27 protein-coding genes are annotated in these 25425 nt (G+C 36.2%); 1 reads left to right on the top strand and 26 read right to left on the bottom strand.

The window, feature by feature from the left end; all coding sequences use genetic code 11:
- Positions 1 to 294 precede the first annotated feature (294 nt).
- The 17 genes from B9Y84_RS16445 to B9Y84_RS16365 all read right to left on the bottom strand — a co-directional run bounded on the left by B9Y84_RS16445 (position 295) and on the right by B9Y84_RS16365 (position 12973).
- Positions 295 to 579 carry a hypothetical protein gene (locus tag B9Y84_RS16445; protein WP_085518485.1) on the bottom strand — a complete coding sequence of 95 codons (285 nt, stop codon included), beginning with the start codon at positions 577 to 579 and terminating at the stop codon, positions 295 to 297.
- Between the two features lie 270 nt (positions 580 to 849).
- The gene (locus tag B9Y84_RS16440; protein WP_085518484.1) at positions 850 to 1989 is read right to left on the bottom strand and encodes a serine hydrolase domain-containing protein; all 1140 of its coding nucleotides are present in this window, start codon (positions 1987 to 1989) and stop codon (positions 850 to 852) included.
- A gap of 148 nt (positions 1990 to 2137) precedes the next feature.
- Positions 2138 to 2560 carry a hypothetical protein gene (locus B9Y84_RS16435; RefSeq protein WP_085518483.1) on the bottom strand — a complete coding sequence of 141 codons (423 nt, stop codon included), beginning with the start codon at positions 2558 to 2560 and terminating at the stop codon, positions 2138 to 2140.
- 424 nt (positions 2561 to 2984) lie between these two features.
- Positions 2985 to 3305, bottom strand: coding sequence for a hypothetical protein (locus B9Y84_RS16430; protein WP_085518482.1), 321 nt, complete (start codon positions 3303 to 3305; stop codon positions 2985 to 2987).
- A 108-nt stretch (positions 3306 to 3413) separates the two neighbouring features.
- A complete protein-coding gene (locus tag B9Y84_RS16425; protein ID WP_085518481.1) occupies positions 3414 to 3605 on the bottom strand; it encodes a hypothetical protein in 192 nt (63 codons plus the stop codon).
- A 602-nt stretch (positions 3606 to 4207) separates the two neighbouring features.
- Complete coding sequence (locus B9Y84_RS16420) at positions 4208 to 4705, bottom strand: SRPBCC domain-containing protein (protein WP_085518526.1); 498 nt, start codon at positions 4703 to 4705, stop codon at positions 4208 to 4210.
- A gap of 42 nt (positions 4706 to 4747) precedes the next feature.
- On the bottom strand, positions 4748 to 6160 hold the full coding sequence (locus tag B9Y84_RS16415) for an alginate export family protein (protein WP_085518480.1): 1413 nt from the start codon (positions 6158 to 6160) through the stop codon (positions 4748 to 4750).
- 1 nt (position 6161) lies between these two features.
- Positions 6162 to 6845, bottom strand: a complete 684-nt coding sequence (locus tag B9Y84_RS16410) for a pirin family protein (protein WP_085518479.1) — start codon at positions 6843 to 6845, stop codon at positions 6162 to 6164.
- A complete protein-coding gene (locus B9Y84_RS16405; RefSeq protein ID WP_139828069.1) occupies positions 6826 to 7605 on the bottom strand; it encodes a pirin family protein in 780 nt (259 codons plus the stop codon). Before B9Y84_RS16405 ends, B9Y84_RS16410 begins: the two co-directional genes overlap by 20 nt.
- Positions 7606 to 7623: 18 nt before the next feature.
- Positions 7624 to 8448: a pirin family protein gene (locus B9Y84_RS16400; protein WP_085518477.1), complete on the bottom strand. Its 825-nt coding sequence runs from the start codon at positions 8446 to 8448 to the stop codon at positions 7624 to 7626.
- A gap of 85 nt (positions 8449 to 8533) precedes the next feature.
- Complete coding sequence (locus B9Y84_RS16395) at positions 8534 to 8989, bottom strand: hypothetical protein (RefSeq protein WP_085518476.1); 456 nt, start codon at positions 8987 to 8989, stop codon at positions 8534 to 8536.
- 109 nt (positions 8990 to 9098) lie between these two features.
- Entirely contained in the window at positions 9099 to 9704 is a 606-nt protein-coding gene (locus B9Y84_RS16390) for an isochorismatase family protein (protein WP_176223817.1), read from the bottom strand.
- Positions 9705 to 9765: 61 nt separating this feature from the next.
- Complete coding sequence (locus B9Y84_RS16385; protein ID WP_085518474.1) at positions 9766 to 10140, bottom strand: DoxX family membrane protein; 375 nt, start codon at positions 10138 to 10140, stop codon at positions 9766 to 9768.
- Complete coding sequence (locus B9Y84_RS16380) at positions 10130 to 10366, bottom strand: DUF2798 domain-containing protein (RefSeq protein ID WP_085518473.1); 237 nt, start codon at positions 10364 to 10366, stop codon at positions 10130 to 10132. Before B9Y84_RS16380 ends, B9Y84_RS16385 begins: the two co-directional genes overlap by 11 nt.
- Before the next feature lie 195 nt (positions 10367 to 10561).
- Complete coding sequence (locus tag B9Y84_RS16375; RefSeq protein ID WP_085518472.1) at positions 10562 to 10990, bottom strand: MarR family winged helix-turn-helix transcriptional regulator; 429 nt, start codon at positions 10988 to 10990, stop codon at positions 10562 to 10564.
- 259 nt (positions 10991 to 11249) lie between these two features.
- The gene (locus B9Y84_RS16370) at positions 11250 to 11843 is read right to left on the bottom strand and encodes a hypothetical protein (protein ID WP_085518471.1); all 594 of its coding nucleotides are present in this window, start codon (positions 11841 to 11843) and stop codon (positions 11250 to 11252) included.
- A 92-nt stretch (positions 11844 to 11935) separates the two neighbouring features.
- Positions 11936 to 12973: a serine hydrolase domain-containing protein gene (locus tag B9Y84_RS16365; protein WP_085518470.1), complete on the bottom strand. Its 1038-nt coding sequence runs from the start codon at positions 12971 to 12973 to the stop codon at positions 11936 to 11938.
- A gap of 315 nt (positions 12974 to 13288) precedes the next feature.
- On the opposite strand from B9Y84_RS16365, the gene B9Y84_RS16360 reads away from it, so the two are divergent.
- Complete coding sequence (locus B9Y84_RS16360; RefSeq protein ID WP_085518469.1) at positions 13289 to 16450, top strand: AsmA-like C-terminal region-containing protein; 3162 nt, start codon at positions 13289 to 13291, stop codon at positions 16448 to 16450.
- Positions 16451 to 16488: 38 nt separating this feature from the next.
- Here the strand turns inward: B9Y84_RS16360 and B9Y84_RS16355 are convergent, their stop codons facing one another.
- The 9 genes from B9Y84_RS16355 to B9Y84_RS16310 all read right to left on the bottom strand — a co-directional run bounded on the left by B9Y84_RS16355 (position 16489) and on the right by B9Y84_RS16310 (position 25376).
- Positions 16489 to 18165, bottom strand: coding sequence for a hypothetical protein (locus tag B9Y84_RS16355; protein ID WP_085518468.1), 1677 nt, complete (start codon positions 18163 to 18165; stop codon positions 16489 to 16491).
- A gap of 139 nt (positions 18166 to 18304) precedes the next feature.
- Positions 18305 to 18772 (bottom strand): hypothetical protein, encoded by a 468-nt coding sequence (locus B9Y84_RS16350; RefSeq protein WP_085518467.1) that lies wholly within the window; start codon positions 18770 to 18772, stop codon positions 18305 to 18307.
- Positions 18773 to 19041: 269 nt separating this feature from the next.
- Entirely contained in the window at positions 19042 to 19380 is a 339-nt protein-coding gene (locus tag B9Y84_RS16340) for a CCC motif membrane protein (protein WP_085518465.1), read from the bottom strand.
- A gap of 400 nt (positions 19381 to 19780) precedes the next feature.
- A complete protein-coding gene (locus tag B9Y84_RS16335; protein WP_085518464.1) occupies positions 19781 to 19999 on the bottom strand; it encodes a hypothetical protein in 219 nt (72 codons plus the stop codon).
- A 135-nt stretch (positions 20000 to 20134) separates the two neighbouring features.
- On the bottom strand, positions 20135 to 20872 hold the full coding sequence (locus B9Y84_RS16330) for a head GIN domain-containing protein (protein WP_176223816.1): 738 nt from the start codon (positions 20870 to 20872) through the stop codon (positions 20135 to 20137).
- Positions 20873 to 21040: 168 nt separating this feature from the next.
- Positions 21041 to 22393 (bottom strand): M28 family peptidase, encoded by a 1353-nt coding sequence (locus B9Y84_RS16325; protein WP_085518462.1) that lies wholly within the window; start codon positions 22391 to 22393, stop codon positions 21041 to 21043.
- Between the two features lie 453 nt (positions 22394 to 22846).
- Positions 22847 to 23539: a DUF2490 domain-containing protein gene (locus B9Y84_RS16320; protein WP_085518461.1), complete on the bottom strand. Its 693-nt coding sequence runs from the start codon at positions 23537 to 23539 to the stop codon at positions 22847 to 22849.
- On the bottom strand, positions 23520 to 24152 hold the full coding sequence (locus tag B9Y84_RS16315) for a hypothetical protein (protein ID WP_085518460.1): 633 nt from the start codon (positions 24150 to 24152) through the stop codon (positions 23520 to 23522). The genes B9Y84_RS16320 and B9Y84_RS16315 overlap by 20 nt, the downstream gene beginning before the upstream one ends.
- A gap of 3 nt (positions 24153 to 24155) precedes the next feature.
- Entirely contained in the window at positions 24156 to 25376 is a 1221-nt protein-coding gene (locus tag B9Y84_RS16310) for a TlpA disulfide reductase family protein (RefSeq protein WP_085518459.1), read from the bottom strand.
- Between the last annotated feature and the right edge of the window lie 49 nt (positions 25377 to 25425).

Here is a 25425-nt window from a genome sequence, read left to right as displayed (position 1 = left end):
TTAATTTTTAAGGTTCTATAAAATTTCAGTGTATTTTAACGTTATACTTAAAATCCTCAACACTTGACTCATGTGTAATATGCCTAATTGACTAATTATTAAAAGTAAATTGTACTTAAAATGTAATTTAAAAAATATTTGCAATCGGTCACATTTGAACTGATGCACTAAATATAAATAAAAATATCAATTGGACGCTTATTAGGAAAGAAAATTATGGGTATACCTAAGCTGCCGTAGGAGATTGCCTTCATCTAAGCGATGTAATAGATTTTTACCTACGATCTATTATTCTTATTGAAATACATTTTTACTGAACGATTGAAAGTATTCTTCCGCTAAATTTTTCTCTTTAGAAAATTCCTTAATGAATAATTTTAAATCATGGTCTGATTTATACAACACCTTATTCTTTACATCCTCAAATTCTTCAGCTGTATATTTCCTTGGATTCGGATGACCAGTTCCAAAAGTAGATTGAGCTTCATTGAAAAGTATGTAATAAAATGCTTTAAATTTATAGTTGCTTGATTTTAATACTTCAAAATCTTGTTCTGAAATATCGAACTCAAATTCCATATCTGCATGACCTGATGAAACAGGAAAGGAATAGGTAAGACCAGATTTACTTTTGTAAATAACAGGACTATAGCCTTCATTAAGACTATAAATCTTATCCTCTGTTTTCTTAGCTGATCTGTTTAAATGTTTGTAAAGGGTTTTTTGTATGATATCGCTGCGTGTTTAAGTGCCAAAAATTAGCAAATGAATCACAGCTATAAAGTCCTTGAAGACTTTCGTAAGTAGGTTTCAACTCGCAATGATTAATACTCATTGTTGCCAATAGTATTAATCTCGTTTTGCTATTTGTTCACTATCAATAAACCCATTTAACAGCACTATTTTATCAGCCAAACCTGCTGAGTCTCGTAAAAATCTCATTGCGGCATCGCTTTCTTTCATATAAAATTGATTAGCCGATTGCGGAACTAAATAAACTTTATTTGGACCCATTAACACAAAAAGACTATCATTTGAATGGAGAACTTCAAATCTCACATTTTCATTAAGTGAGTAATTACCAGCAAAATCTTTGAAAACGGTGTTGTCAATAGCATAAGGCTCTCTTAATAAAGGAAGTCTATATTCTTTTCCATCAAGTATCGAATTTATACTAGCTGATATTTCATCACTAACGGGATGTTTAAAGTTACTCAAGACTATAATCGATCTTTTTTTCTCTATATCATTTAGGATGGAATAACTAAATCCATCATTATCTAAATAACCGTCTATTTTTATTTGCTGTGATTGAGATTTAAGAATTTTTATTAAATCATGAGCAGTGGATTTTAGACCATTACTACTAAATGCTTCTTCTATATTATAGACTGGTGATTGCTGTAACTCCAAGCCTTTACCTCTATAATTATAATAAAGATAACCTACAGCAGGGGATGCGCCATCTTTTTGAAAGTAGGTGTTTTCTAATTCTAATTCTGTGCTATATTTTTCTATGTTTTCTTGATAACTTTTGTTGGTTACCTTTTCAATTAGACGTCCTGCTATATTGTAGTTAATATCAAGGCCTCGATTTATAAAGTCATTAACAGTAAGATCAGACTCAACTTCTGGAAGGTGTTCGGATATCTTATCAGTCCGTAAGATTTTCTTTTCCTTTACTAATTGATCAATTAATTCACTCGTAATTAATTTTGTGATTTCCCCAATTTTAAAGGCTGTCTTAGTAGAAAATGGAATCTCTTTTTCGTGATCGGCTAATCCAAAACTTTGATTATAAATGATGATATCATCTTTAGCGACTACTATTGTTCCACTGAAACGGTTTAGCTCTAAATAGCGATTTGCGAGGCTATTTATTTCATCAATCTTCTGTTTTTCGAGGTATTCGACTTTGTTGTCATGGTGATTTTTGCAAGACAACAAAATAGTCAGCAAAAATGCGAAGTAAATTATTTTTTTGGTCATTCTCTTAATTATTGCTAACGCCACTGCATAAATTCGTGGCTGATTAAATGCATAAAAAATTTAGATCTCTACAGGCAATTTACTAAAAGCCAAAGCTCTGAAAACCTGCTGAACGGCCATGATCTATACAGGATATAGCTATTAGTCTCTATTTTTCTGATTCTATAAAATTTTTAGTTGCTTGCATACCTGCTTTCAATAATGCAATAGTTCCAATTCCAATAATTATTAATCCAATTGATAATTCCTTTAAAGCACTTTGAGCAGTTGAAAAATATCCTATGGCACCAAATACAACTAAACTTAAAATTAATAATCCCAAAACGCTAAAATAGTATTTTGCAACTTTTGGTTTGTGATAAACCTTTTTGTCCAACCAGGTCAGTTTTCCATAGTTCTTCAAGGAGTCAAACCCCATTCCAAGTCCTAAAAAAATGAGCGCATAATTGTAACTCTCCAGAAGATCCTTGCCGTCTGAGAATATTGGCTTATAAGAATAATAGACGGCAATAATCAAAATTGGATATTTTATAAAACTTAGGTAATGAAAAATTTTAAATACTTTTTCCATTCTTATGTTTGTAATTTAATATGATATTATTATAATCTAAAACTATTGAAAATTATCCTCTACTGAGGATGAAGCGAAAAAAACTCAACTTGATTCAGATAAAATTACTTGTAAGATAGTAATATTAATAATCTACTCTTTAGTTAATATTACATTAAATATTTGCAAATACGTTTTAGTTTCTCTCTTTTTTTAATTTAGTATCCCCTCAAATCACTTTATGATTGACCCAAGTAATGGCAACGCACAGCTATGAGGATTGGCGATCAGAAAGCACTAACCTCCCGTCTCACAAATAGCAACACCTGGATATAAATTTAAAACTTGTGGCGGACTTTCTTATCCCTAAGATAATGTCGTGACCGATGAACCCCTATTCATTCATAGGCGTTGTGACCCAATGTTATTTTAGGATGTATTTAATTCATATCGACAAGCTATTGGTAACGAGATTGTTACGAGTATAGTCACCAACCGAAGTTTCTTTATACATGCTCGTTATTGCCGTTCGATAATTGTACCCTATTTCAGCTTCCCATTTTTCACCCAATTTATAAGAGAGCGACACCCCAGCGAACCCTTCAATAAAGTATTCATTGCTACTAAAGTATTCACTACTATTTTCTAGTTCATTTATCAAGCTTATATTATTTATAAATCCAAGTCTCAAATGTGGCCTCAATCTTGATTTAAGAATTCCGTAACTAACTGAAATAGGAATACTCAAAAACTGTTGCTTAATCATTACAGGGATTACATCACAGGTATTGCAGAGTATTGCTCCAGTAGCATTTTTGTTTGAGAAGAATAGACCTGAATTTATAGTTACCCTTTCATTCAGATTGAGTCCAGACTATATTCCGATACTATAATTGTGTGCAGAATATTCTATCGTATATCCACTGATGACTCCACTAGTTACAGCATAATTTTCACCTGATAGATTATCCTGAGAAATTTCTATACCCAACTTCCAGTTGGGCTCTTGTTGAGCATATAAGTTAGACTTCATTAAAATAAATAGAATTGCCGTCACTTTTTTCATGATTGCTTATATTGGGTAACTTTTCGCCAAACCCAATTGTGTTTATGGGAAAGAAAACGTATTGTATTTATGTATTATTATATCTGTTGTTAATACACTCTAATTTCCTTAAAAAAACCTTTTTGATCAATGGTCAGGTGGGCTGAGTAGGAATTAGTAGAAAACTCTAATTACGAGATTTCTTTATACTTTTCCTTGGATGGGCACTTTTATTTCTATGAACGGCTGAAATATAGCGATGCATACTTATTTACGAACCGTCAGCAGATGCTTCATGATTTGATTTTCCCACCTGACTTTGAGAGTCCCAAGCATTCTTCCCATAGGAGAAGGAATATAGCCTGCGCCATTTTTTCCTTTGTAGGAGCAAGTCCCAATATTTTCTTAATCATGCGTTCCTCATTTTCTATTTAACGTGGAAAAATCTGCAGCAATTGTTGTAATCATTAAATGATTTAAAGCAAAAGCTAAATGATATGACAGAAGTTGGTTCTTGAAGGACTGATTTTCTACTGTGGAATCTAAATATCAGATACAGCAGTTGCTGCTGACATTTTGTACAAATCAGTTCAAGTCTATGTCAAATCGTTTTATGTAGCACACTAATTTCTACTTTCTATGTATTCTTTCAATTCAGAATTCATCTTCTTAAATCCTTCGGGAGCGGTTTTCATCATCGGGAGGTTTTTCATGATCAAAGACATCACTCCACGATATTCCTCTCTGTTGGTGACAAGTGTTGTATTCTCATCAATCCGCTCAAGTTCAAAAAAGTGCTCTCCATCAAAGACTCTTGGAAAGCCTGTTATTGCCAACCAAGCAAATTTTTCATGCTCTTCCCAATGGCTAACTGTTGGCTTAAATTCATAAGGGTCTGCTCCTTCCGCAGATAATTTTAAATGAAGTTTGCCATTTGGTTTTACTTCCCCACCGAGGTATTCAAGTTGAGTGTTCCAATCAGAGTAGGAATCAAAGTCAATTATAGTTGCCCAAACCCTGTCTATGGGAGCTTTTACTTCAACTTTCTCATTGATTTCAAAACTTGTCAGGCTCAAACCGCCAACGACAATAACAAGTCCAATAATTATATATGCTATCATTTTTTTCATTTTATTTATTTTTTAACTAATAAACTCTTTTTATTAAAATTTAAAGCTCGCTTTGGCAGAAAGGTAAGTTATAGGTCGGCCTTGCCCTGTTTCCTTCACGTAATTTCCGGGGGTAAAGTAGGATGCATCAGCAAAAAATGACCAATTGGCATTTTTTAAGTACCAAATCTCAAGGCTCATTTGTTTACCTATTTCCTTTTCGCTCGATTGGAATAGTTGAAAAGGTAGCGGACGTGTTTGCACCCGACCGGGGGTATAAGTGCCATCATTGATACTATGCCGGTACATGAAATAACCACTCATAATAATCCGAATATTGGGTTGAGGATCATATTCCAGAGTAGGTTTTATGTTAATGATATTTGATGCACCAATAGGAGCCGACAGACCAAATGTAGGCCTTGAGTATAACATATTATAGGTGTTGAGTCTATCATCATTTGGCGACTGATCCCCACTGCTCAGGTTCAGCGTTAAACCAGGTATCCATGTCTGCTTTCCCTTCTTAAAGCGGTATCCTGAAATGACCATAAGATTGTAGGCTGAGATGCTCAATTCTTCAAACTGCCCAAACTGGTACACAGCAATTGCATCGTACATAAAGGGATTCTGAGGTAGATTATATAGTCTGATCCCCAAGGACTGTCTTTGCTCAATTCCTTCTGCATAGTTGTACCGATTTTCCTCCCCGTAGAATCCAAAGTAATATAAGTCTAACTGAAGTTTTTTTAATTGATTGACCCAGTACAAGGTCCAAATGTATTCTGAAATGTGTGTGTCGTCAAAAACACCGACTTGCGAAACAACTGGGGTAGCTACAAATGAATAGAGCTTGTGTTTTTCCCTTTCAACTCCTACAAGAGCTGCATCGAAAGTAAGACGTGTATTAGGTCCTTCTCGCATAGCGATAATGTATTCAGAACCGATACCAAATTCTTGCCTGCCGATTTGGGTAAAAAAACCCCTGCCTTTGTTAGGCTGCCATCGTACAAATGCTTGGTGAAGCGAAAGGCGATTTTCATCTATCTGAGGTGTTAAAAAAGACTTTCCGAATGCAAATGTTGAATTGAACTGTCCAAAAACACGCCATTGGTCACCAAGCCTTAGATGAGCATGCGCCATTACCCTATGCCAGAGGTGACCATTGTTATCAGGCTCAACATTGGGTGGTAAGTCGCCAAAATTTTCATTATTGAAGAATTGATATTGTTCTCTAATTTCTCCTCCAAAGGAGATATTAATGCGGCCATCCTCTGCCAAGCTCATGTATTTTAGCTTTTCATAGTACTTCAACTTGGTAGAATCATTGTTTTGAACATAGGCGAAATCGTCAATATTTCTGAAAATTTTAATAGGCCCTGTCTGTGATAGAACCAAGGTGCTATTTAAGGTCAATATGACGAAAATCAAGAGACGTACTGTGTCGATTATGATTTGTTTGCTCATATCACAGGTCAGACTCAATGATGATTAGCTGTGAATCCTGTAGAAATTCTATTTCAATTTTATGATCTGATTCGATTTCAATCGAATCTTCCGCCAGAAGTTCGTGCTCACTAATCTTAATTTTGCCCTTTATCACTTGTATGTAAACGCCGGTAGCACTTCCCCTGAGTTGATAAGATTCAGCTGACCCTGCAGCGAAATTGGCAAAAGATAACCACGCATTTTGATGAATTACAAGGCTATCGTCTTTACCATCGGGTGAAACAAGTAGCTGCGTGCCTGCTTCAGCCGGTGAATAGCTCCTCTGCTGGTAGCTCGGTTGCAGGTTGTTTTGATTGGGATAAATCCAAATCTGGTAGCTGGTGAATGGTTTATCAGCCGCCGCATTCATCTCGGAATGACGGATGCCGCTACCAGCACTCATTACTTGAATCTCACCTGAAGCAACTGTTTTCGAATTGCCTAAACTGTCCTTATGTTCCTGTGCACCCTCTGTAGGTAGGGTAATGATTTCCATATCACGATGTGCATGCTCTGGAAATCCTTGTGCAGGAGAAACAATGTCCAGGTTAAACCCTGTCAGCTTCCCAAAATTGGTCATGCCTGGGTAGTATTCATGCCAAGCTGTTCTCCAGCTGTTTTTATCAATCCTGCGGTCTTGTCGTTTAATTAGTCTTGTTTTCATTTTTTGTATTGGGTTGTGCCATCAGCCATAGATCGGCATCTTGTAAAATCTCTATCTCAAATCCATTTTGTGTGGTAAATTCGGCGGAATCCCTTTTGTCCACTAATTGGTCGTATATTTGAAATGCACCTTTAAGAGGAAACAAAAAGACATCAACTGATGGGAGCTCTTCAAATGTCACGCGTTCACCTTGCTTAAAATTTCCTCTGTAGGCATATATGCTTTGTTTAATATGCAATACTCCATCCGCTTGATTTGGCGAAACCTGAAGCTGCCATTTGCCTATTCTTTCCGACTCGTTAAAAGTCATTTTGGCAATGACTGGTTCCGTATCCCTTACGTTTGGTTCAATCCAAATTTGTAAGAAATTGGTGCTATGGTAGCATGTGCCACCATGATATAAACCCTTTCCGGCACTCATGCATTTTACTTCATCAGCTTGAACCAAGATGTTATTTCCAAAATTGTCCTCATGGCTCATTTCCCCTTCCAGAACCACACTCAGTATTTCATAATTTACATGGGGGTGAAGGGGAATTCTTGTATTGTGTTCTACAAAATCATCGTTGAAGACTCTGAGCGCTTTCAGACCATCTCTACCTTCCCGATAACTATATGAGAAATTGAAACTTTGAAAAGACTGGAAGCCTGGTCTTTTCTCAGTTACTCGTTGATTTGAGCGGTAGATCTGCAATTTATTGATCTTGTTTGTTTCTGTATGCTGTTGCATGGTATTATCCGTTAAAAAAGTCTGGTTCAAAGGTGAAAATTTGTTAGATTATAAAACACCGAAACCTTGGGTGTTGAGTTTATCCATATAATCCTGAAGCTCATCGTGAGACCCTGCCACGAGTGAACCACTAAAAATTGGTAACGTTTCTATGGGCTTGCCACCTGCTATAACTACCTTCACTTCGTTAACAGCTTTTATCCGTAATGTTTCCAGATTAGTCACTATAAGTCCTTCTCCGGTAGAAAAAGAAGTCTCTTTTGCTTCAAACCCTCCTTCTAAACTGTAGATCAAGTATTCATGTGTTGAATCAAACACTAGGTCTACATCGTCTTGCTTAGCTTCTATACACATTAACAGCAGTTCCTGATCGGTCACCACGGGCGAAGACCTTTCTAAGTATTTGCCAGCAATAAGGTGTATGGTTGATTTACCTGATTGTATAGAGGGTAACTCTTTAGAAGAATAGGTCTGAAATGTGGCTTCATTGCTTCTTTCATTATCGCTTCCCATAATCCATATTTGAAAACCTAGCAGTTTGCCACCCTGACCTGAAAAAGTTTCGGAGGTCCCCTCCGAGTGGATGATGCCATTACCAGCATTCATCCAGTTCACTCTTCCTGGTTCCAACACAAGAGCGTTCCCCAAGCTATCCTTGTGGTTTCCCTCACCTGCAAGCATGTACGATATGGTTGTAATACCGGCGTGAGGGTGAGGAGGGATATAAACGGACCTGTTTTTGGGGAAATTATAGGGACCCAAATGATCAAAGTAAATGAATGGTCCAATACTTTTTGGGTAGCCTGAAGGCATGACATTCCGAGAATGTGGACGATCAAATCGAGGTGCTATATTTATTTTTTCGAATGACATTTGATTTTTCTATTTTGAATTCATACAGAATTATAGGGCACAAAAACAGTAAAAATATTCTTAATAATGGGCCGATTTAAGTATGCTATAGATTAAGTTTCTTTTTAACATCTGCATAAATAGACTCGTTTGCATAGGGATATTCATAGCCTGGTTGTGTTACTTCAACACCGGCTAAGTTTGCCTGTACCCACTGTTTAATTCGGGTACGTTGTGCTTCTGAATAGGCTCCTCCGATCAGAACTAAATCTACTTTCCTGTTTAAAGCTTGTATTTTAGCCATTCCTTCTTCTTCTCCAAGTGTACCATAAACTGTGATGTCGCCAAGTCCAGACAGCAACTTGACTATCTCGTCTCTACGATAAGGGTTTCCACCAAATAGAATAACCACAGGTGATTTATCTGTACCAATGACCTCTGACAATAATTCGTTTTCCATTTTCTTATTTATGAGATTGTTTTCTTGTTCTCCTTTAGTCGACTGTTGCCCATAACATGTAAGTAAAACTCCGAATAACAGTATGGTAAATAGTGTTCTCATGAGTTGTAATAATTTGCTTGGGCATTTAACGAAAGTTCGTAAGTAGTCAACTTTGTATTTTAATATGACCAACCCAAGGACAAATATCTGGATGGGTTGGTCTGAGATATTATTTGTTCAGTTCTGAGCTTCCCCAGTAAGAATACTTTTGATACAACTCTCCCACTTGAGGTCCTTCTGGAGTTGCCCAATCTTTCATTAATTCGGAAGCTAAGGCTCCCCAATTAAGCATTACAGCACCAGCTTGCGTTAGTCGAAGCATGGCTGCCATTTCATTGAGGTTCGTATCGGATCCCGAGGCATCTACCACTACATAAACTTGATAACCATTATTCAATAGATCCAGGGTTAATTGCGTTGTACAGATATCAATCGAGATACCTCCAAGAACGATTTTTTTGTTACCCATCCGTTCTAATTCTTCCCTAAATTTTGGTTCATCCCAAGCACTAACTGTGTGTCGTTCGATATAAGTAGCATTCGGTAGATTCTCTTTCACTTTTGGAAAAAAATTACCTCTGAATCCGCCCTCATCACCCAACATGATGGTCGGTAACTTAAATATGCTACCTACTTTGGCAAGTGCTTCAGCGTTGGCATAAAACATATTACGATCGATTGTGCGAATTCCAGGCACGAATCCTTCTAAGAAATCTACCATTACGAGAGTAACTTCTTCTTTTTTTAACCTTTCGGTGTATTGATTTTGAGACATAATGTTTGATGTTATAAATGTTAAAATAAACAGTGTTAAAAGAATTGATTTTTTCATGGTATTAGTTTTTAATAAGTGGAGTATATTGTTTTCTAGCTTCTACTATCGCCCAGATATTCACAGCCAGTATAACTGCCGCAACGGGTGCAGTACTTGGGGTCCAGGTTAGGTTGAAAAGCAAAATACCAATGGTTACTGGTAAGAGTACGATTGCTCCTAAAGCTCGAGTTTTTGGTAGGGCAAAAAGTATCCCTCCACTTATCTCGACCATAGCTACTAAAGGCCAAAGCCATTTCGAGGCAATAAAACTGTTGATAATGGCAGTTGCGTCTTCAGCCATTTCCATGGGCATATAGTTCAAAAACTTATTAAGCCCTGAGTTGACAAGCATCAGTCCAACCAATATGGCCAGACCAGTTAAAATTTTAGTTTTCATTTTCTACGAGTTTATTTGTGATTTTAGTTACAATAGGAATGACTACAGCCACAGTGGGGATGACAATAATCCAGGTTTGAATGAATCGAACTATCCAGCTAGCTAGAAAGTCAGGTGATAAGCCTTCGATTCTCCAAGTCATGATCGCTGACATGATTAGCCCTATAAATAGGGTCATAAAAAATACGAAAATGACCATTCTAAACTTATTTGGGATTTTTTTCATAGGTCCTTTCTGTTTTGTGTCCACAGACTGATAAAACTATCCATCAAAGCATTATCTATTTTCAATGCAAATGGTGATGTCAGATTTCTAATCTTTAATTCGACTTTTTCTATAATCATATTTCACTTTTCATTATTAGTAAAACAAATGTATGCTATTATACTGTATGATATCATACAATGTTACAAAATTTTTTTAACGTAGATTTTTTAGCATCAAAAATAGATGGTTTGTTACAAGTTTAACTTCAACTTCTGGAATGCCATTAATAGCCATTTGAATCACTTCCTTGGCGATAATTCTAGCTTTTTCATCAAGTTTTTTACCCTGCTTTGATACAAAAATAAGTTTTAGTCTTCTGTCAGTTGGGTGATCATGCCTTTCGAGAATGCCTTTTTTTTCAAGTATATCAATCATTTTTCCGGTACTTGCTCTGTTCCTCCCAATTAAAGTAGCTAAGGATTGCTGAGAAACACCATCTTTATCCCACAAGACGGTCATTAGCCGAAATTGCTCGGCAGTCAATGCTATATCTTTCTTTTTGAATTCTTCATCTAGTTTTCTTAGAAAACGGTGATTTAGATGACCCACCAAGCGGCCAATATTATTTTTGTAGTCTATCATATGATATTGTATGATACAAAGTAAATTAAAATATTTCGAAACTCATTAGTATTCTGAATCTGAAAATATTTCTAATATAGCCCTCTTTCTATCAAAAATATCTCAAATTGAAGTAGGCTTGGGCTGTAAAGGAGTAGATACTCTAAAAGTATCTAATTTAACTAATGAAAGTGCTCCAATAATTGTAAAAGCATTCCTACCTTGCGGAGAATGGCTGCAAGGGTGTTTAATTGTGTCGGGTATATTTTTCTTATTCGCTTTATTCTGGTTTTGAATACTCGATTAGCTCCTCTATGTATAAAAAATCACCTTGATGCTGAGTCAGTTTTATAAAATTCTTTACTGCTGGTGCATATAACCACACTTCTTTTTCATCGGCACTATAACCCCTAGAATTGGTTGTCTTCCCATTATATTGAATCGTATAGGCCATAAAAGTTCCAGCTTCTACTGTTTCTTCCTGATAGGATAGTACTTCGGCATGTTGACTTTGGCTTCCTGTTGTTCCATCTTGACTTGTCCAGTTGTTTTCATACTTCCAGTTTTTACCCACTTCCAGCGGCCAGTCATACTTAGGTGTTTTACTTGCTTCGGGTTTCACAATATCAGATACAGGAATGGTGTCCTTGCCGATTGTCATACCTAAAACTCCATCAGTGCTGACTATTGCTCTTGTATCTGTTCCATCCGAGCGTACTTCTCCTGCTGTGGTTACGCCTTTGTATTTCCAAACCCATTTTTCACCCACTTGATAATCGGCTAAAGTAGGTTGTTCAGTGATACCTGATTTCTTAGGACTGTTACAAGCCCCAAGCATTATTACGGCAAAAAACATGATAAATTGACTTTTCATGATAATCTCTATTTTGATTGTACCTACTTCCCTTTAGTGCCTTTTTTCAGCTTGTTCAGGCTCCTAATCTATTTTTTTGGCATGCCATTAGGCTAATATGAATCTTTTAAAATTTTTAAAATGCGACTATACATGACTTCAGATAAATTCCAGTTGTAGCCGTCAAAGTTAACCGTATTGGTGAATTGGATGATGACTGCATCCATTTCAGGGTGATATTTTGCGATGGTTTGATAGCCTGGGATTAAACCCGTATGCTCGAATTTATAAATAGAAGCATAAATTTTTTGCTCTTCCTCGTCTGTAAATACTGTGCCCTCATTTAATGCGCGAATAAATGTACTGAGGTCGGCAGCCGTTGCCAGCATAGAGCCTACATTGTCTGTTTTTAAATCTTGCTCATAGCCAACATAATATCCACTCATGACATCGGCTAAATCCACATCCTGAATGGAGGCAAAAGTATTGTTGAGGTCCAGTGGCTTTAGTATTTCCTCTTGAATATATTGGAAGTGCTCATAGCCCAAGACTCTATCCATTATTTTACCTAATAGGAGATAGTTGGTATTGGAATATTGGTAATCTTCACCGGGCTTGAAGTTCGCAGGTAAATTAAGTATTAAAGCCAACTTTTCCTCGTCTGACTCTTTTGGCGCCACCCAATAAAGCTGGGTATTGGTATAGTTGGGAATGCCTGATCGGTGTTGCACCATCATTTTTAAGCTGATTTCATCTGCATATTCAACTTTTCCCTTGAGCTCAGGTAAATAGAACCCTAAGCTCTTATCTAAAGAAAGCTTTCCACTTCTTGCCATCTTGGCAATAGCAAGTGCAGTATATAATTTATCAACACTAGCGATTTTAAAAAGTGAAGTTGGATCTGCAGGAGTTTTAGTTGCTCTATTTTTATAGCCAGAAGTGAATGATCTAGGCGACTCTCCTTTTTTATCAACATAAACGATAATGCCATCAAAACCATAATAGGCTGCTTTATCTACTTGTTCCTGTATGGAATTCGGTAAAGGGCTGAGCCATGCAAAGACTACAGGCCAAGGCACAAAGTATAAGGAGATTGCAGTGCCGACAAACAAAAATATCCTTACAATAAGCTTTACTTTTTTATTTGTCATTTGGAAAGATGTTAGTTTACTATGGCGTACTTAAGGTTGTCAGAATACTAAATTTATTATAAATATAATTAAATATTAGGTCATTACCCATTATCTAATTCTACCTTTAAACGCGATTGAGCGAAGTGTTTCTATTTTTTAACTGATGCTACTGATTCCTTTTTGAAGTTGTCATGACTACAAACTATGGTTCTATTATAGTTCAAGGCGTATCAAATCTAAGATTTGTCCAGGGTATTATAAAATGTTTCATCTTGCCATCTAAATTTAAGACGATCCTTAATGTTATAAATCGGACTATCATTAAATTGCAATATGTTTCCGGAAAGAAAAAAATGGATTAAAATTGTAGTAACAGCATTTGTAATATTTTTTGTTACCATTGCAGTAGTCATTTCACTCGCTTATAGCCATCAAGATACTGTGGTGAAAGAAATGGTGGCCAAGGTTAATCATGATTTTGAAGGTCGTCTTGAAATTAACGGTAGCCACATTTCTCCTTTCCAAAATTTCCCGTATATATCGATAGATCTGGAGAATGTCAAAATATTTGAAAGTAAAGCAGATAGTGCTGAAATGCTACTGGATATTGAAGATATCTACTTGGGCTTTGATATTTGGACAATCATCCAAGGCTCATTTGAAGCCAAGAAGATCAAATTTTCAAATGGCTACATAAAGTTAGTACAACATGTAGATGGCTCTTTCAATATCTTAAATGCTTTATCATCTGAGGCTGACGAGGAAGAGGAGACAACCGAAGCAACACATCTAGATTTGAACGCGATTGAGTTAGTGAATATAGATTTACTGAAACTTAATGAGGAAAATAGTATTTTAATTGAAGCTTTTATAGAAGAAGCGAATTCTAGCTTTAAATCATCTGAGGAGGATATCAATATACAGCTGGATAGCAAATTCCTTTTTAACTTAATTATAGACAGCGATACTTCTTTTTTACACGATAAACATGTTTCATTATCGACAGCTCTGAATTTTAATGCAGAAGAAAATAAGTTAACCATCAGTCCTTCAGAACTGCTAATAGAAAAGGCACTATTCCTTATGGAAGGCTCGGTTGATGTGGATGATGATATGAATCTGGATCTTCATTTTAGTGGAAACAAACCCAACTTTGATTTATTCCTTGCTTTTGCTCCACCAGAGCTTAATCCTGTATTAAGTCGTTACGATAATGGTGGGAAAATATATTTTGACGCTAGGATAAAAGGGAAATCCATAAATGATTACTCTCCTCAAATTAATGTAGATTTCGGATGCGCTGAAGCATTTGTGAATAATACCTCAACTAACAAAACGGTGAATGATCTTTATTTTGAAGGTCATTTTACGAATGGTGAAAAGCGTGACCCCTCTACCATGGAGTTGATCATTGAAGATTTTACAGCTAAGCCTGAAACCGGGTTGTTTAGTGGAAATGTAGAGATTAAGAACTTTGATTCTCCTGAATTTGACATCCAACTGATCTCTGAATTTGATCTGGGCTTTCTGGCTAAATTCTTAAACATCAATAATCTAGAGGAGTCTTCTGGATTTGTATCACTGGAAATGAACTTTCATGATATTATTGATCTGACGCAACCTGAAAGAAGTATAGAGCGCTTAAATGAGTCTTATTTCACTAAACTAAAAGTGAAGGATCTAAATGTGCAGAGCTCAGTATATCCCTTACCGATCAAAAATGTAAATATTAGCGCACAAATGGACGGCCATAAGGCCTTGATTGAGCAATTAGATTTTGAGGTGGGCGGTTCGGATATGTCTATTAAAGCAAGTGTTTCTGATTTACCTGCCATTTTGCATCATACCAATATTCCAGTGGAGGCCGTCTTGGATATTTCTTCGAAAACCTTAGACCTGCAAGAACTCACAAGCAGGCCCTCAGATACTACTTCAGGATTCAAGGAAAAGATTAAAGATCTTTCGATGCGGTTTATATTCAAAAGTTCTGCAAAAGCAGTTACGGAATCGCCTAATTTACCCTTAGGTGAGTTTTTTATTGAAAAGCTACATGCTCAACTAATGAATTACCCACATGAGTTGCATGACTTCAATGCAGATGTGTTCATTGATTCAGCTAATTTCCGCGTGATTGATTTTACTGGGATGATAGATCAAAGTGACTTTCATTTCACAGGAAAATTAGAAAACTACGACTTGTGGTTTCTTGAGGAGCCAAAGGGAGATACAAAAATTGATTTTAATCTGCGTTCTGATTTACTCCAGTTAGATGATTTATTTTCCTACAATGGCCAAAACTATGTACCGAAAGATTATCAGCATGAGGAGTTCAGGGATTTGAGATTGCATGGATTGGCGGATATGAAATTCGACAAAAAGCTGGTCAGTACTCAAGTTGATATTGATAGACTGGAGACGGACATGAAAGTCCATCCTATGCGATTTGAAGAATTCAAAGGAAGCTTTTATATGGACAGTGCGGTCTTTAAAGTGACAGATGCATCAGGCAAGCTGGGTAATTCTGATTTTGAGATAAGCTTTACGCATTACACGGCTGATAGTACCTCAGCAGTACCTAATTCATTTTTCTTAAGCAGCAATACTCTGGATTTTGATCAGCTCTTTGCTTATAACCCACCACCTGAAGGAGAAATTACTCATCCTAAAGATCATGAAGCAGGATTCAATATTTTTGAAGTGCCTTTTAGTAATATGAATTTCGGCCTGAAAATTGGAGATTTAAACTACCATCGCATTCATTTAAAGGAGTTTAACTTGGCAGGAAGAATGCAAGCTAATCACTATGTCTATCTGGATACTTTAAGTTTAAAGGCTGCAGGAGGCTCAATTGCCCTCAATGGATATTTTAATGGTTCCGATCCTAAAGCGATCTATTTCAGTCCGAATATGCGGTTGACTAATATAGATTTAGATCAACTGCTCTTCAAATTTGAAAATTTCGGACAAGACCATTTAGTGTCTGAGAATCTTCACGGAAGACTATCAGGCATTGTTAAAGGTCAAATTCATATGCATGCCGATATGGTACCGATCATAGATGATTCAGAATTACATATTGAAATGAAAGTAGTAGACGGAAGCATCAATAATTATTCTGCTTTTGAAGCTTTATCGGATTATTTTTCAGATAAAAACCTTTCAAATGTGCGTTTTGATACATTACAAAATACATTTGATCTTAACCAAGGAACCTTGTCAATTCCTGCTATGACCATCAATTCCACGCTTGGTTATTTTGAAGTTTCTGGAGATCAAAGTACTGACTTATCAATGGACTATTATGTTCGTATTCCCGTTAAGGTCATTACCAAAGCAGGAATGAATAAAGTGTTTGGAAAGAAAACTCAGGTTGATTCCACCCAAGTAGACGAGATCGTACAAAAGGATGACGATAAAAACACGCGATATCTGAATCTCAGAATAAGTGGCACACCGGAAGATTATAGTGTAAGCTTAGGAAAAGATAAAGATTGATACAAAGCTTTACCTCTTCCTTTTTAATTTATACTAAGTTAATCATAGATCTCCTCCATATGACTTTTGGAACTGGTCATTTGCCATTGACCTAATGAAATCGGAATATTCCCGATTCCATTTAGCGTATCAAAAAAGCTTTTTAGTTGAAATGGCTCTTCTTCAGATTCCTTCAGTCTAGCGTATTCTGCCATCGCGTTTTCTAGTAAATATTTACCTGTAATATAGCTGGTGCCGTAACCCGGCTGGCGCAAATACAAATGCTGCTCAAAAATCAGCAGCTCTTTTTCGGTATTCATCCATCCACGAGGGGTGTATTTTGTATGAATGCCACCGGCCTCTTCCATGGTCATTTCATTAGCATGTGCATATAAGGATCCTAATCCTCGTGCAGCCCGTTGTGCGATCATAATGTAGACAATCTCTCGAACTCTTGGTGAGTCATCATACAAGCCAGCCTGCATAAACATTTCTTCCACTGCTGTAGCAGTTCCCTCATTTCTGGAATCAAAGATATTATACAACAAAGGACCTTTTCTAATTCCACTTGAATGCGGTTCAGTATCCATTCTGGCTAATTCAAACCAATGATAAAAATGAGAGTATAAGGGACGTGGATCGTAATGCTCCCCAATAGTAAAAAAATTGCGTTCGTCCTTTGGTAAGTACTCGCCCAAATGCTCTCGAAGTGCTGGTTCAAAATAAGGTTTCACGGTCACTATTTCTTGCTCGTCCAGGAATTGGATCAAACTTTTAGCGGCTTCATCAGCCATTTTATCATAGGCTTCTGGAGAATCAGCCTCTTTCAATTCTGGCAAATTCCTGTTTCTATGTTCTTCTAATTTTAGAGAAGACCAAGCTCGAGCTAGCTCCCGTTTGAGGAGCATTACTTCATCCTCCCAACTCAAAGGAACCAGATGTACATTTTGTAGGTACCAGCTATAATTTTCTTTGCCAATCCCTGAAGGACCTGTTTTAGTTTGCCCTTCTTTTTCCAACCAGCTCGCTAATTCATCGGTGGAAGTAATAGCTTGATCGATAATGGAGACTAATTCTTTATCCTCTTTAATTTTAGGATCATTTTTTAATGCTGTAAGTACGTTACTTTGTTCTTTGATATCTCTGATACCAGCAATCCACAATTCCTTGGCATTTCCTGTTAAGTTTTTCTGCGCTTGTGCATTCAGTGGAGGGATTACTTTTAAATCTTCCATTAAGCTAACTCTGTCATCATCGGAAAGTGGGAAAGTATATGTCCATAATTCTGTAGTTGCATGATGAGTAGGGCCTTCATGCGCAGGTACATCACTTCTATGGCTCCAAACTGTTTTGTAGAATGTTGGATCACGAGTCCAGGGCTTTAAAACTCTATGGTTAAAATCATACCCATTCATTTCGGCCCAAACAATCATCCAGTCCACTTGATTTTCAGTTGACCAGCCGCTGGTATCAATGGATTGAAGTTTTGATTGTAATTCTTTAAAATCTGGCCAACGCTTTTCAAAGCTAGCTTTGGTATAATCAGGAGCACCGTCAAGTAGGGGAGGTTCTTCAAATGTCCGCCATTCTTTAAATAGAGCAACTAAATCCTCATAATCATTGGAGGAGTAGTTTACTTCTTTGGAGCTGCTTTCTGCAGTCTTTGCTCTATCATTATTTTGGCAGCCAACTATAATAAGGCTTAAGAATAGGAGGAGGTTATGTGTAGTTTTCAAGTGATTAGCGTTATGGATTGTAAATTCAGTTATGGTCTAAGGCATTAATATCTCCAATGCTTTTCAACAATATTAAAGTAGTGATTAGCACTGAAAAAGCCTAATCTCCATCATCTTTAAGCGCTGTAACATTTACAACTTAATCACCAGCCCAGGTGGAATGCATCATTTTTAATTTCCAGCCTTCTTTTGTCGAAACAGCCAATGCACTTTCTAGCCATTTAGCTTCACCGACTAAGGTATCAGCTTGTGTAAATTCAGCGAAATTATAATACGCTATTTGAATAGACTCACCATATTTATCGATCGAAATATATTCCATTCGATTTGTTCGCTTGGGTCTTTCAGTCCGAGCCAACTGCTTCCGCATATATTCTTTTATTCTATCATTATCCCAGATTTCGCCTTGTTCCAAAATAATGAAGTCATCTGTATGGTATTTGCTAATCTTAGTAGAATCTACTCCTGCCCATAAATCATCGAATGATCCTTGAATGAGCTCTTTCGCAATCTGAATTTCTTGTTCAGTTATGGGTTGCTGTTCTGCCTTTTGAGGCTGGCATGAACATAATAAAGTGATAAATAAAGCTATAACTAGATTTTTCATAAGTTTAGTTGATCAGTTTAAATGTGATGGCTGTATATCGAAATATGCAGCTATTTTTGATAAAAAGGAAGCTGCATTGCAATTACTTAATTAAGTTCAGATCAGTTCTAATTTGGGAAAAGGATTTACAAATTCTTGGTTCAAAAAAAAATAGTCAGGTTAGGGTTAATATACCTTGGTATTCGGTTAGGCTCAAAGTTAAATAATGCCAAGAGGATTCGGAAATAGTAGAACCCTCTTTGACTGCGGGAATCATTGTTTTAAATCGTTTATCTGGAGTAGCTGTTATTTTCCAAGCCTTCATTCCATCTCCTTACAAATTCTTCAGACCAAGCATCCCAACCAATTGTTGCTAAGGTCCAGATGGTTATGCCTAGAATTACTAGATTAAGAATTAACCCTATGATGGCAATAATCTTACCTTTTTTAATTTTCTTACTATTATCATATGCTTCTGGATTTTGAAGGTATATCCTCTCTGATTTTCTAGCAAGGTAATATGATGTGAAAGCAAAAATGATAGGAAAACCTCCAAACCAAAACAGAAAACAACTCGACATTGCTAAAACGTAAATTAATCGACTATTTGGTAATTTCTTTTTCTCCATTTTTTAGTTTTTTCTATCAAGTGAAAATTTCCAAAGCATATAAAATATTAATACTAGTCTTTTTTTAGAAACATTATACAATTATTAATTGCAAAGAATCTACCAAATATGTACTTATATCTTTTATAGCCTTAGCAATCTATAGAAATAATTGTAAATAAAAAAGCTCTTAAAATGGATTTAAACTAATATATAGAATGTTTTTTAAGGTTGAATAAGTATTTTGCACTTCTAATCAATACTAATATTCTATGAAATTCTAAAGCTTTTTTCTTCCAGATGAAGCTGTTCAAAATACAGGTTGCTTCCTAATTACAATATGCATCATGACAAATAAGCGCACAAAAAAGCCCAACTCTCTAAAGTCAGGCTTCTTGCTATTTTATTTTATTTACTAATATTACTCATCATCTTCATTATCAGATTTCAATAGCGAGTAGGCTACTACTCCACCAACTAAGGCGACTCCACCTACGAACAGTCCGATATTGAAATTTCTTTGAATTTTCTCAGCTCTTGATAAATAACTAGAGCCAATTCCTTTCTTCGAAATAAAGTTCTCTAAATCGTGTACTTTATTTTCCAATTCTTTTAGTGTTTTCTCTTTTATAGTTGACATTTCGATTTTTTTTAAATAATTAAAATAAAAACTACTCTCCTATATTATACCCGATTTAAGCTTCTATTGTTACATTTTTATTTATTACAGCATGTATAATGAGATATGATTCTTTTTTTAGGTTCATAGGAGGACTTAATTTTTTCTTTCTATCTCACCACTACCATATTCTTTTTTCACGATTTCTTTGGTTGCACCTTTAACCAACATATCCCCACTTCCGTAAATTTTAGCGTCTAGTTTATCTGAAACATTGATTTTCATTGAGCCTAAACCATATAAATTTGCAGTGGCATTTTGAACTTCAAAATCAAAAGCATCTATGCTGCCAGCGCCACTATTTTCAATGTTCAATGTTTCTGCATAACCTTTTATGGATAAATTCCCAGGACCGATTAATTTAGCATCTACCTGATCACTTTTTATATCCACTTCCATGCTGCCTGTTCCTGCAACTAATAGCGAAATCCTATCGGATGCAATTGAATTCTCAGTGATAAGTTTACCGTTACCATTAACCGATAATTTTTGAACGTCTTTTATTGAAACGTATACTTTTAGGGTAGGTAATAACTTTATATTATCTATTTTTTGCCATATACTTTTACTGGTTTGAGAATCATCTTTTTTAATGTTAATGTGTAAAACACCTTCTTCTACAGTAATTTCAGTCAGTGCATATATCTCTTTCTCAGCTTCAACTCTTACTTCTTCCTTGTTCGATTGTTTTAAATAGACCGTATAAGCTGAATTAACGCTAACACTGTGGAAGTCTACAATATTCATCACATCATAGTTATTCACTTGAGCTGAAATTCGCGCTGATGCAAATACTAAAAAAAGTACTCCTAAAATAAAAATTGATTTTTTCATCATCTTGATTTTTGTTGATGCTATAGAAACGATCTACGTATGATAATGTTGACGCATGTAAGTATTTCGCATGAATTGGATATTTTCATCGATTAAAATGGATATCGAATGCATAAAAAAGGCTTGCTGTCACAGCAAGCCTTTAAAGAGATTTAAGAATGAATTAATCTATCTAATCACTCTTTCAGGAAAAACTACTACCGATTCATTTCCATTTTTATCTACTGCAGCTACCCCGAAGTAATAATTGTCAATTACAATTCCTTCTAGAGTATGTTCGTTGACGTTTCCTACATACTTGAAATTATCCCAAGTAGGAGAGGTGGTCAATCTCCAATAGATCTTATAACCTACAATATTATCATCATCAGCTTCATCCCAGGCTAGCTTAGCAGATGGTTCTACTACGCCACCTATCCCAACATTTTGTGGAGCAGGAGGTGCCCATGCTAGTCCAGCTAGGGATATAGCATTTACAGCTGTCAATTTTTTTGCGTAGTCAAAATTCACTCCCTCAACAACATCACCATATTCAATTCCATCTTCTACACGGATATCTTGATGTTGTCTGTTATAATTTTCATGAGCTTCCATTATTCTGATACCGGCAAATCCCAAATCATTGAAGGGTCTATGATGGCCGCCTCGCCCAAATCGGTCTAATCGGTATATCATCATAGGATTCATCTCAGGCATGTAGGTATTCACTTGATTATGCACATATCTAGCTAGTTGCCGTGAAATGCCATCAACTTCTCCTCCATAATACCTACGCATAGTGCGTTCTCTTTCTGTTTCAGTTGGAGGAACGGGTTCTGAAAAGATTCTAAAAGTTCTATTGTCAATCACACCATCTACACCTTCAATATTGCCAATCATGTCGTTATTTAAGATACCGATTATGTTCCATTCCTTTTCTTGCGCATAGGCAGCTAAACCTGCCCCTCCAAATAGACCTTGTTCCTCACCGGAAAGCCCAACATAAACGATGCTGTTTTTGAATTTATATTTAGAGAGCACTCGGGCGGCTTCAATTGTACCTGCCATACCTGAAGCATTATCATTGGCACCTGGAGCATCAGTTTCATAATCCATAGTGTTGCTAGCGCGAGAATCAATATCTCCCGACATCAATACATGATTGTTAGGGTAATCGGTTCCTTTTTGTATCGCAACCACATTTACAACCCACGCGTCTTTTGGTACTCTACTGTTCCCTTCTTTGGTTACATAATCTTTTTGATAGAATACTTCCAAGCAACCACCACATTCTTCCGAGATTTTATCAAATTCACCTTTTATCCATCTTCTGGCAGCCCCAATTCCTCTAGTGTTGGAGACCGTGTCTGAGAAAGTGTTTCTAGTCCCAAAACCTGCCAATGTTCGAATATCACTTTCTATTCTGTCTGCTGAAACTGCTTCGACTATATCATAATGCCGAGTATCCACTTCCTGTGGTGCTTGCGAAAAGGCTGTCAGTGCAATACCGACAAAAGTCAGTGTTAGTATATGTTTTTTCATAGTACGTTTTATTTTTTGCTGAATATATCAATATCAAAATCAAAAAGTAAGGAAATTGTTGGGGAATGAGTCTCATCTTTGATGAGTGGGTGAAGAGTTGGAAGTAGGAAGAACGAAGTTGGAATTTACACTTCGAGCTTCGGACTTCAAAATTCTGGCTTAAACTAAAAAAACCTCAGAGCATCAAAGAAATTGCGTGAACCCCGATTATTACAGGATTTGGGCTGCGTACCTGATCAGCCTTCCACTGTTATCCTGAATCCCGCAAACGAGAAACGAGGTCCGCCATCTGGCGGATGAGGCCTGGCTTTACAAGCTTGCTTCACCCGGTATTGTCATACTTGTTAGGTTCACCAAAATTTGTTTAACACCCTGAGGATACTGCAAAATTACAGCTTTATAAAATCAAACAAGAAGACATTCGTGAAAGTTTTCCACAGCGAGAATATATTCTTATAAATTGAAGTAGTATACGCTTTCGAATTGAATAATATGATCTCGTTCAGAGCTGATTAGGTCGCTATATCGGCTCGCTACAGAAAATTGAATTTTTCGTCCTCCGGGCATTAATCTGCCAATTCCCAATGAAAATCTATTTTCAAGTTCATCTCCTAAACTATTGAAAGCATAAACCAATTCATTTCCTCCAATTAGGTAAAATTCTTTTGGATCTAAACTCTCACCTTGCAATGGGAAATCATTACTAATGGCATATCTTATTCTTGTTAAGTAATTACTTGACCGGATTCTCTGTTCTATTCTGAACTTATTTCCCAGGCGATATCCTCCTAAAGTAGTAATGAAAGCAAATTGCTGCGTGATTCTGTGTTCCCATCCAGTTTCAGATTCGAAAGGATCCACTGTTCTATACATATAACCGACACTCAATTTTCTTCTGCCAAACAACGTATAAGTACCGAAGCTTTTTACTTCCCACCTATCCGTTTTAAAGTTTTTTTCTCCTTCTCCAAAGTTTGTAAATCGTTGCCTGCCAGATAGGGAAATATTGTAACTCCATCGAGAATCTATTTTTTTAGTTAATGAAACACCTGGTTCCCAGCGGAGGGAGGGACTATTTTGTGCTAATCCCTGGTACTGGATGAATATAAAGCAGAAAATAAAAGTTCTAATAAAGTACGTTATCATCAGCCCTTTTAATGATTTTCTTGATTTGCTCTATTTCCCCTTCACTATCAAAAAGATACTCGAAAAAGCCTCTTTCATTTTCCTTATTTACAATTTCAGCTTCAATTTCGTATTTGATAATAAGATCTTCTAAATCCATCTCCAAGAACTCTTCAATATACTCTTCATCATCATCAATTTCCAATTCCCCATCTTCGTATTCTTCTTCTCTATTATACTGAATCTGGATTCTGTTAAGCTGATGCTTTTTGTACCTGTCTTGAAAGTATTGAGTTATTTTCTTTTGAATATCTTCTGGCAGCTCATTTAATTCTTTTAAGATTTCGATATCCAGAAGGCTGCCATCTTTAAAAAACTTAATGCTTATTTTTTCTTTTTTATAAATGGTCTTTATTTCAAAAAAGTAAGTTTCTTTTTCGTATTCCTTTAAAAAGCGAGTTCTTTTTCCTTCCTTGAGAATTGGATTAATTAATTCCAAAGCAGGTTTTGGAAACTCTTCCTGCTTGATTTTCTCCTCTCTTTCATATTTCTCCCCAATTTCCTGAGCATAGGACGTGTGAGCAGATGCATAGAGCGCAAAACAAATCAAGCTATATTTGAAAAAGAAATTCATGATTTATTCACTTAAAAGGCTATCCATTTTAGTGTTGAAATTTTGAACAAATTCATCATAATATTTTCCTGTTCCTGGGCCACTAAATCCTGTATGGATGTTCACTAATTCCCCATTTTTATCGATTATGATCATCGTAGGAAATGATATAACTTGATTAAGCATTGGTAGCGTTTTTGAAGCCTCTTCTTTATCATTAGTACCAGCAATAAGGAAGTCATAATTTACATCATATTTACCAATCATCTTCTCTACTCTGCTTTTAGCATAGTCAAAATCATCTTTTGCTTCGTAAGCCAAGCCTATAATTTCTACGCCTCTTTGTTTGTTTTCATCATACCATTTGGTGAGAAATTTGGTCTCGTCCATACAGTTTGGGCACCAAGTCCCGAAAATTTGAACAATTACTACCTTATTTTGATATTTGTCATCTGTAAGGCTCACTTTTTCACCCTTTAAATTTGGGAAGCTAAAGTAAATATTATCGTAGCCTTTTTTGAGATAGGTTAGTGAATCAGGACTAGGTAGTGCTGCTTTTTCATTTCTAAATGCTGTCCAGCTTTCATACCAATCTTTACCTGAATAGAAATCACCTTTTAGGGTATTGTCACTTTGTTTTTCGGCTTCAAAAAGGAAAGCATGATTCCCGTCAAAAGTGCTTAGTTTCAATTGATTTCCTTCAGCAATACCCACTAAATATCGGTAATCCCCTAATGGCGTTAAAAATGTCCCTTTAACGTCCGTTCCTTCTTGTTTAAATATCCCAACTGCTTCAGTTGTGTCTTGTTCTTTTGGTTCAATGAAGGTAACTTCCCACTTTCCAGAAAAATCAGCTGGCTCCTCATCTGAAGTCACTTTGAATCTGCTTTCTCCTTTGTGAAATGTGATCGGAAGTATATAGTTGTCTTCATAATGTTTTGTGTAAGTTCCAGCCAATACATTGTTGCCGATTTTTACATCAATTGAGATATCAAAAATGTGTAATGGGATATGAAGCGAATCATTTCGTTTTACGATTTCATCTAGGACAATTTCTTCTTCACCATTAATGATTGTGGCCTTAATGTTACCATCCTTCACTTCTTTAATGCGCAATTCAAAAGGCATGGTTTTGTTCTGCATACTGATTTCACCAATCCAATTTCCAGATAAGTCAATTTTTTCTTCACTAGGTGAGCAAGCTACTATGAGAATGACAATAGCAAATAGGTATAAATGTTTCATGCTGCTATAACTAAAATATATAAATAGGAGTTTTAGATCAATTCGCTAA

Source organism: Marivirga sericea, from assembly GCF_900177665.1.
Classification (GTDB): domain Bacteria; phylum Bacteroidota; class Bacteroidia; order Cytophagales; family Cyclobacteriaceae; genus Marivirga; species Marivirga sericea.
This window is presented reverse-complemented; position numbering and strand designations above follow the sequence as displayed.

Excerpts from the sequence above, each read along its gene's own strand:
- B9Y84_RS16350 (WP_085518467.1), bottom strand. The coding sequence starts at position 18,772 with ATGAAAAATCTAGTTATAGCTTTATTTATCACTTTATTATGTTCATGC.
- B9Y84_RS16445 (WP_085518485.1), bottom strand. The coding sequence starts at position 579 with ATGGAATTTGAGTTCGATATTTCAGAACAAGATTTTGAAGTATTAAAA.
- B9Y84_RS16365 (WP_085518470.1), bottom strand. The coding sequence starts at position 12,973 with ATGACAAATAAAAAAGTAAAGCTTATTGTAAGGATATTTTTGTTTGTC.
- B9Y84_RS16395 (WP_085518476.1), bottom strand. The coding sequence starts at position 8,989 with ATGAGAACACTATTTACCATACTGTTATTCGGAGTTTTACTTACATGT.
- B9Y84_RS16375 (WP_085518472.1), bottom strand. The coding sequence starts at position 10,990 with ATGATAGACTACAAAAATAATATTGGCCGCTTGGTGGGTCATCTAAAT.
- B9Y84_RS16330 (WP_176223816.1), bottom strand. The coding sequence starts at position 20,872 with ATGAAAAAATCAATTTTTATTTTAGGAGTACTTTTTTTAGTATTTGCA.
- B9Y84_RS16425 (WP_085518481.1), bottom strand. The coding sequence starts at position 3,605 with ATGAAAAAAGTGACGGCAATTCTATTTATTTTAATGAAGTCTAACTTA.
- B9Y84_RS16400 (WP_085518477.1), bottom strand. The coding sequence starts at position 8,448 with ATGTCATTCGAAAAAATAAATATAGCACCTCGATTTGATCGTCCACAT.
- B9Y84_RS16390 (WP_176223817.1), bottom strand. The coding sequence starts at position 9,704 with ATGTCTCAAAATCAATACACCGAAAGGTTAAAAAAAGAAGAAGTTACT.
- B9Y84_RS16310 (WP_085518459.1), bottom strand. The coding sequence starts at position 25,376 with ATGAAACATTTATACCTATTTGCTATTGTCATTCTCATAGTAGCTTGC.
- B9Y84_RS16315 (WP_085518460.1), bottom strand. The coding sequence starts at position 24,152 with ATGAATTTCTTTTTCAAATATAGCTTGATTTGTTTTGCGCTCTATGCA.
- B9Y84_RS16320 (WP_085518461.1), bottom strand. The coding sequence starts at position 23,539 with ATGATAACGTACTTTATTAGAACTTTTATTTTCTGCTTTATATTCATC.
- B9Y84_RS16430 (WP_085518482.1), bottom strand. The coding sequence starts at position 3,305 with ATGATTAAGCAACAGTTTTTGAGTATTCCTATTTCAGTTAGTTACGGA.
- B9Y84_RS16435 (WP_085518483.1), bottom strand. The coding sequence starts at position 2,560 with ATGGAAAAAGTATTTAAAATTTTTCATTACCTAAGTTTTATAAAATAT.
- B9Y84_RS16325 (WP_085518462.1), bottom strand. The coding sequence starts at position 22,393 with ATGAAAAAACATATACTAACACTGACTTTTGTCGGTATTGCACTGACA.
- B9Y84_RS16440 (WP_085518484.1), bottom strand. The coding sequence starts at position 1,989 with ATGACCAAAAAAATAATTTACTTCGCATTTTTGCTGACTATTTTGTTG.
- B9Y84_RS16420 (WP_085518526.1), bottom strand. The coding sequence starts at position 4,705 with ATGATAGCATATATAATTATTGGACTTGTTATTGTCGTTGGCGGTTTG.
- B9Y84_RS16360 (WP_085518469.1), top strand. The coding sequence starts at position 13,289 with ATGTTTCCGGAAAGAAAAAAATGGATTAAAATTGTAGTAACAGCATTT.
- B9Y84_RS16410 (WP_085518479.1), bottom strand. The coding sequence starts at position 6,845 with ATGAAAACAAGACTAATTAAACGACAAGACCGCAGGATTGATAAAAAC.
- B9Y84_RS16415 (WP_085518480.1), bottom strand. The coding sequence starts at position 6,160 with ATGAGCAAACAAATCATAATCGACACAGTACGTCTCTTGATTTTCGTC.
- B9Y84_RS16370 (WP_085518471.1), bottom strand. The coding sequence starts at position 11,843 with ATGAAAAGTCAATTTATCATGTTTTTTGCCGTAATAATGCTTGGGGCT.
- B9Y84_RS16380 (WP_085518473.1), bottom strand. The coding sequence starts at position 10,366 with ATGAAAAAAATCCCAAATAAGTTTAGAATGGTCATTTTCGTATTTTTT.
- B9Y84_RS16335 (WP_085518464.1), bottom strand. The coding sequence starts at position 19,999 with ATGTCAACTATAAAAGAGAAAACACTAAAAGAATTGGAAAATAAAGTA.
- B9Y84_RS16385 (WP_085518474.1), bottom strand. The coding sequence starts at position 10,140 with ATGAAAACTAAAATTTTAACTGGTCTGGCCATATTGGTTGGACTGATG.
- B9Y84_RS16340 (WP_085518465.1), bottom strand. The coding sequence starts at position 19,380 with ATGGAGAAAAAGAAATTACCAAATAGTCGATTAATTTACGTTTTAGCA.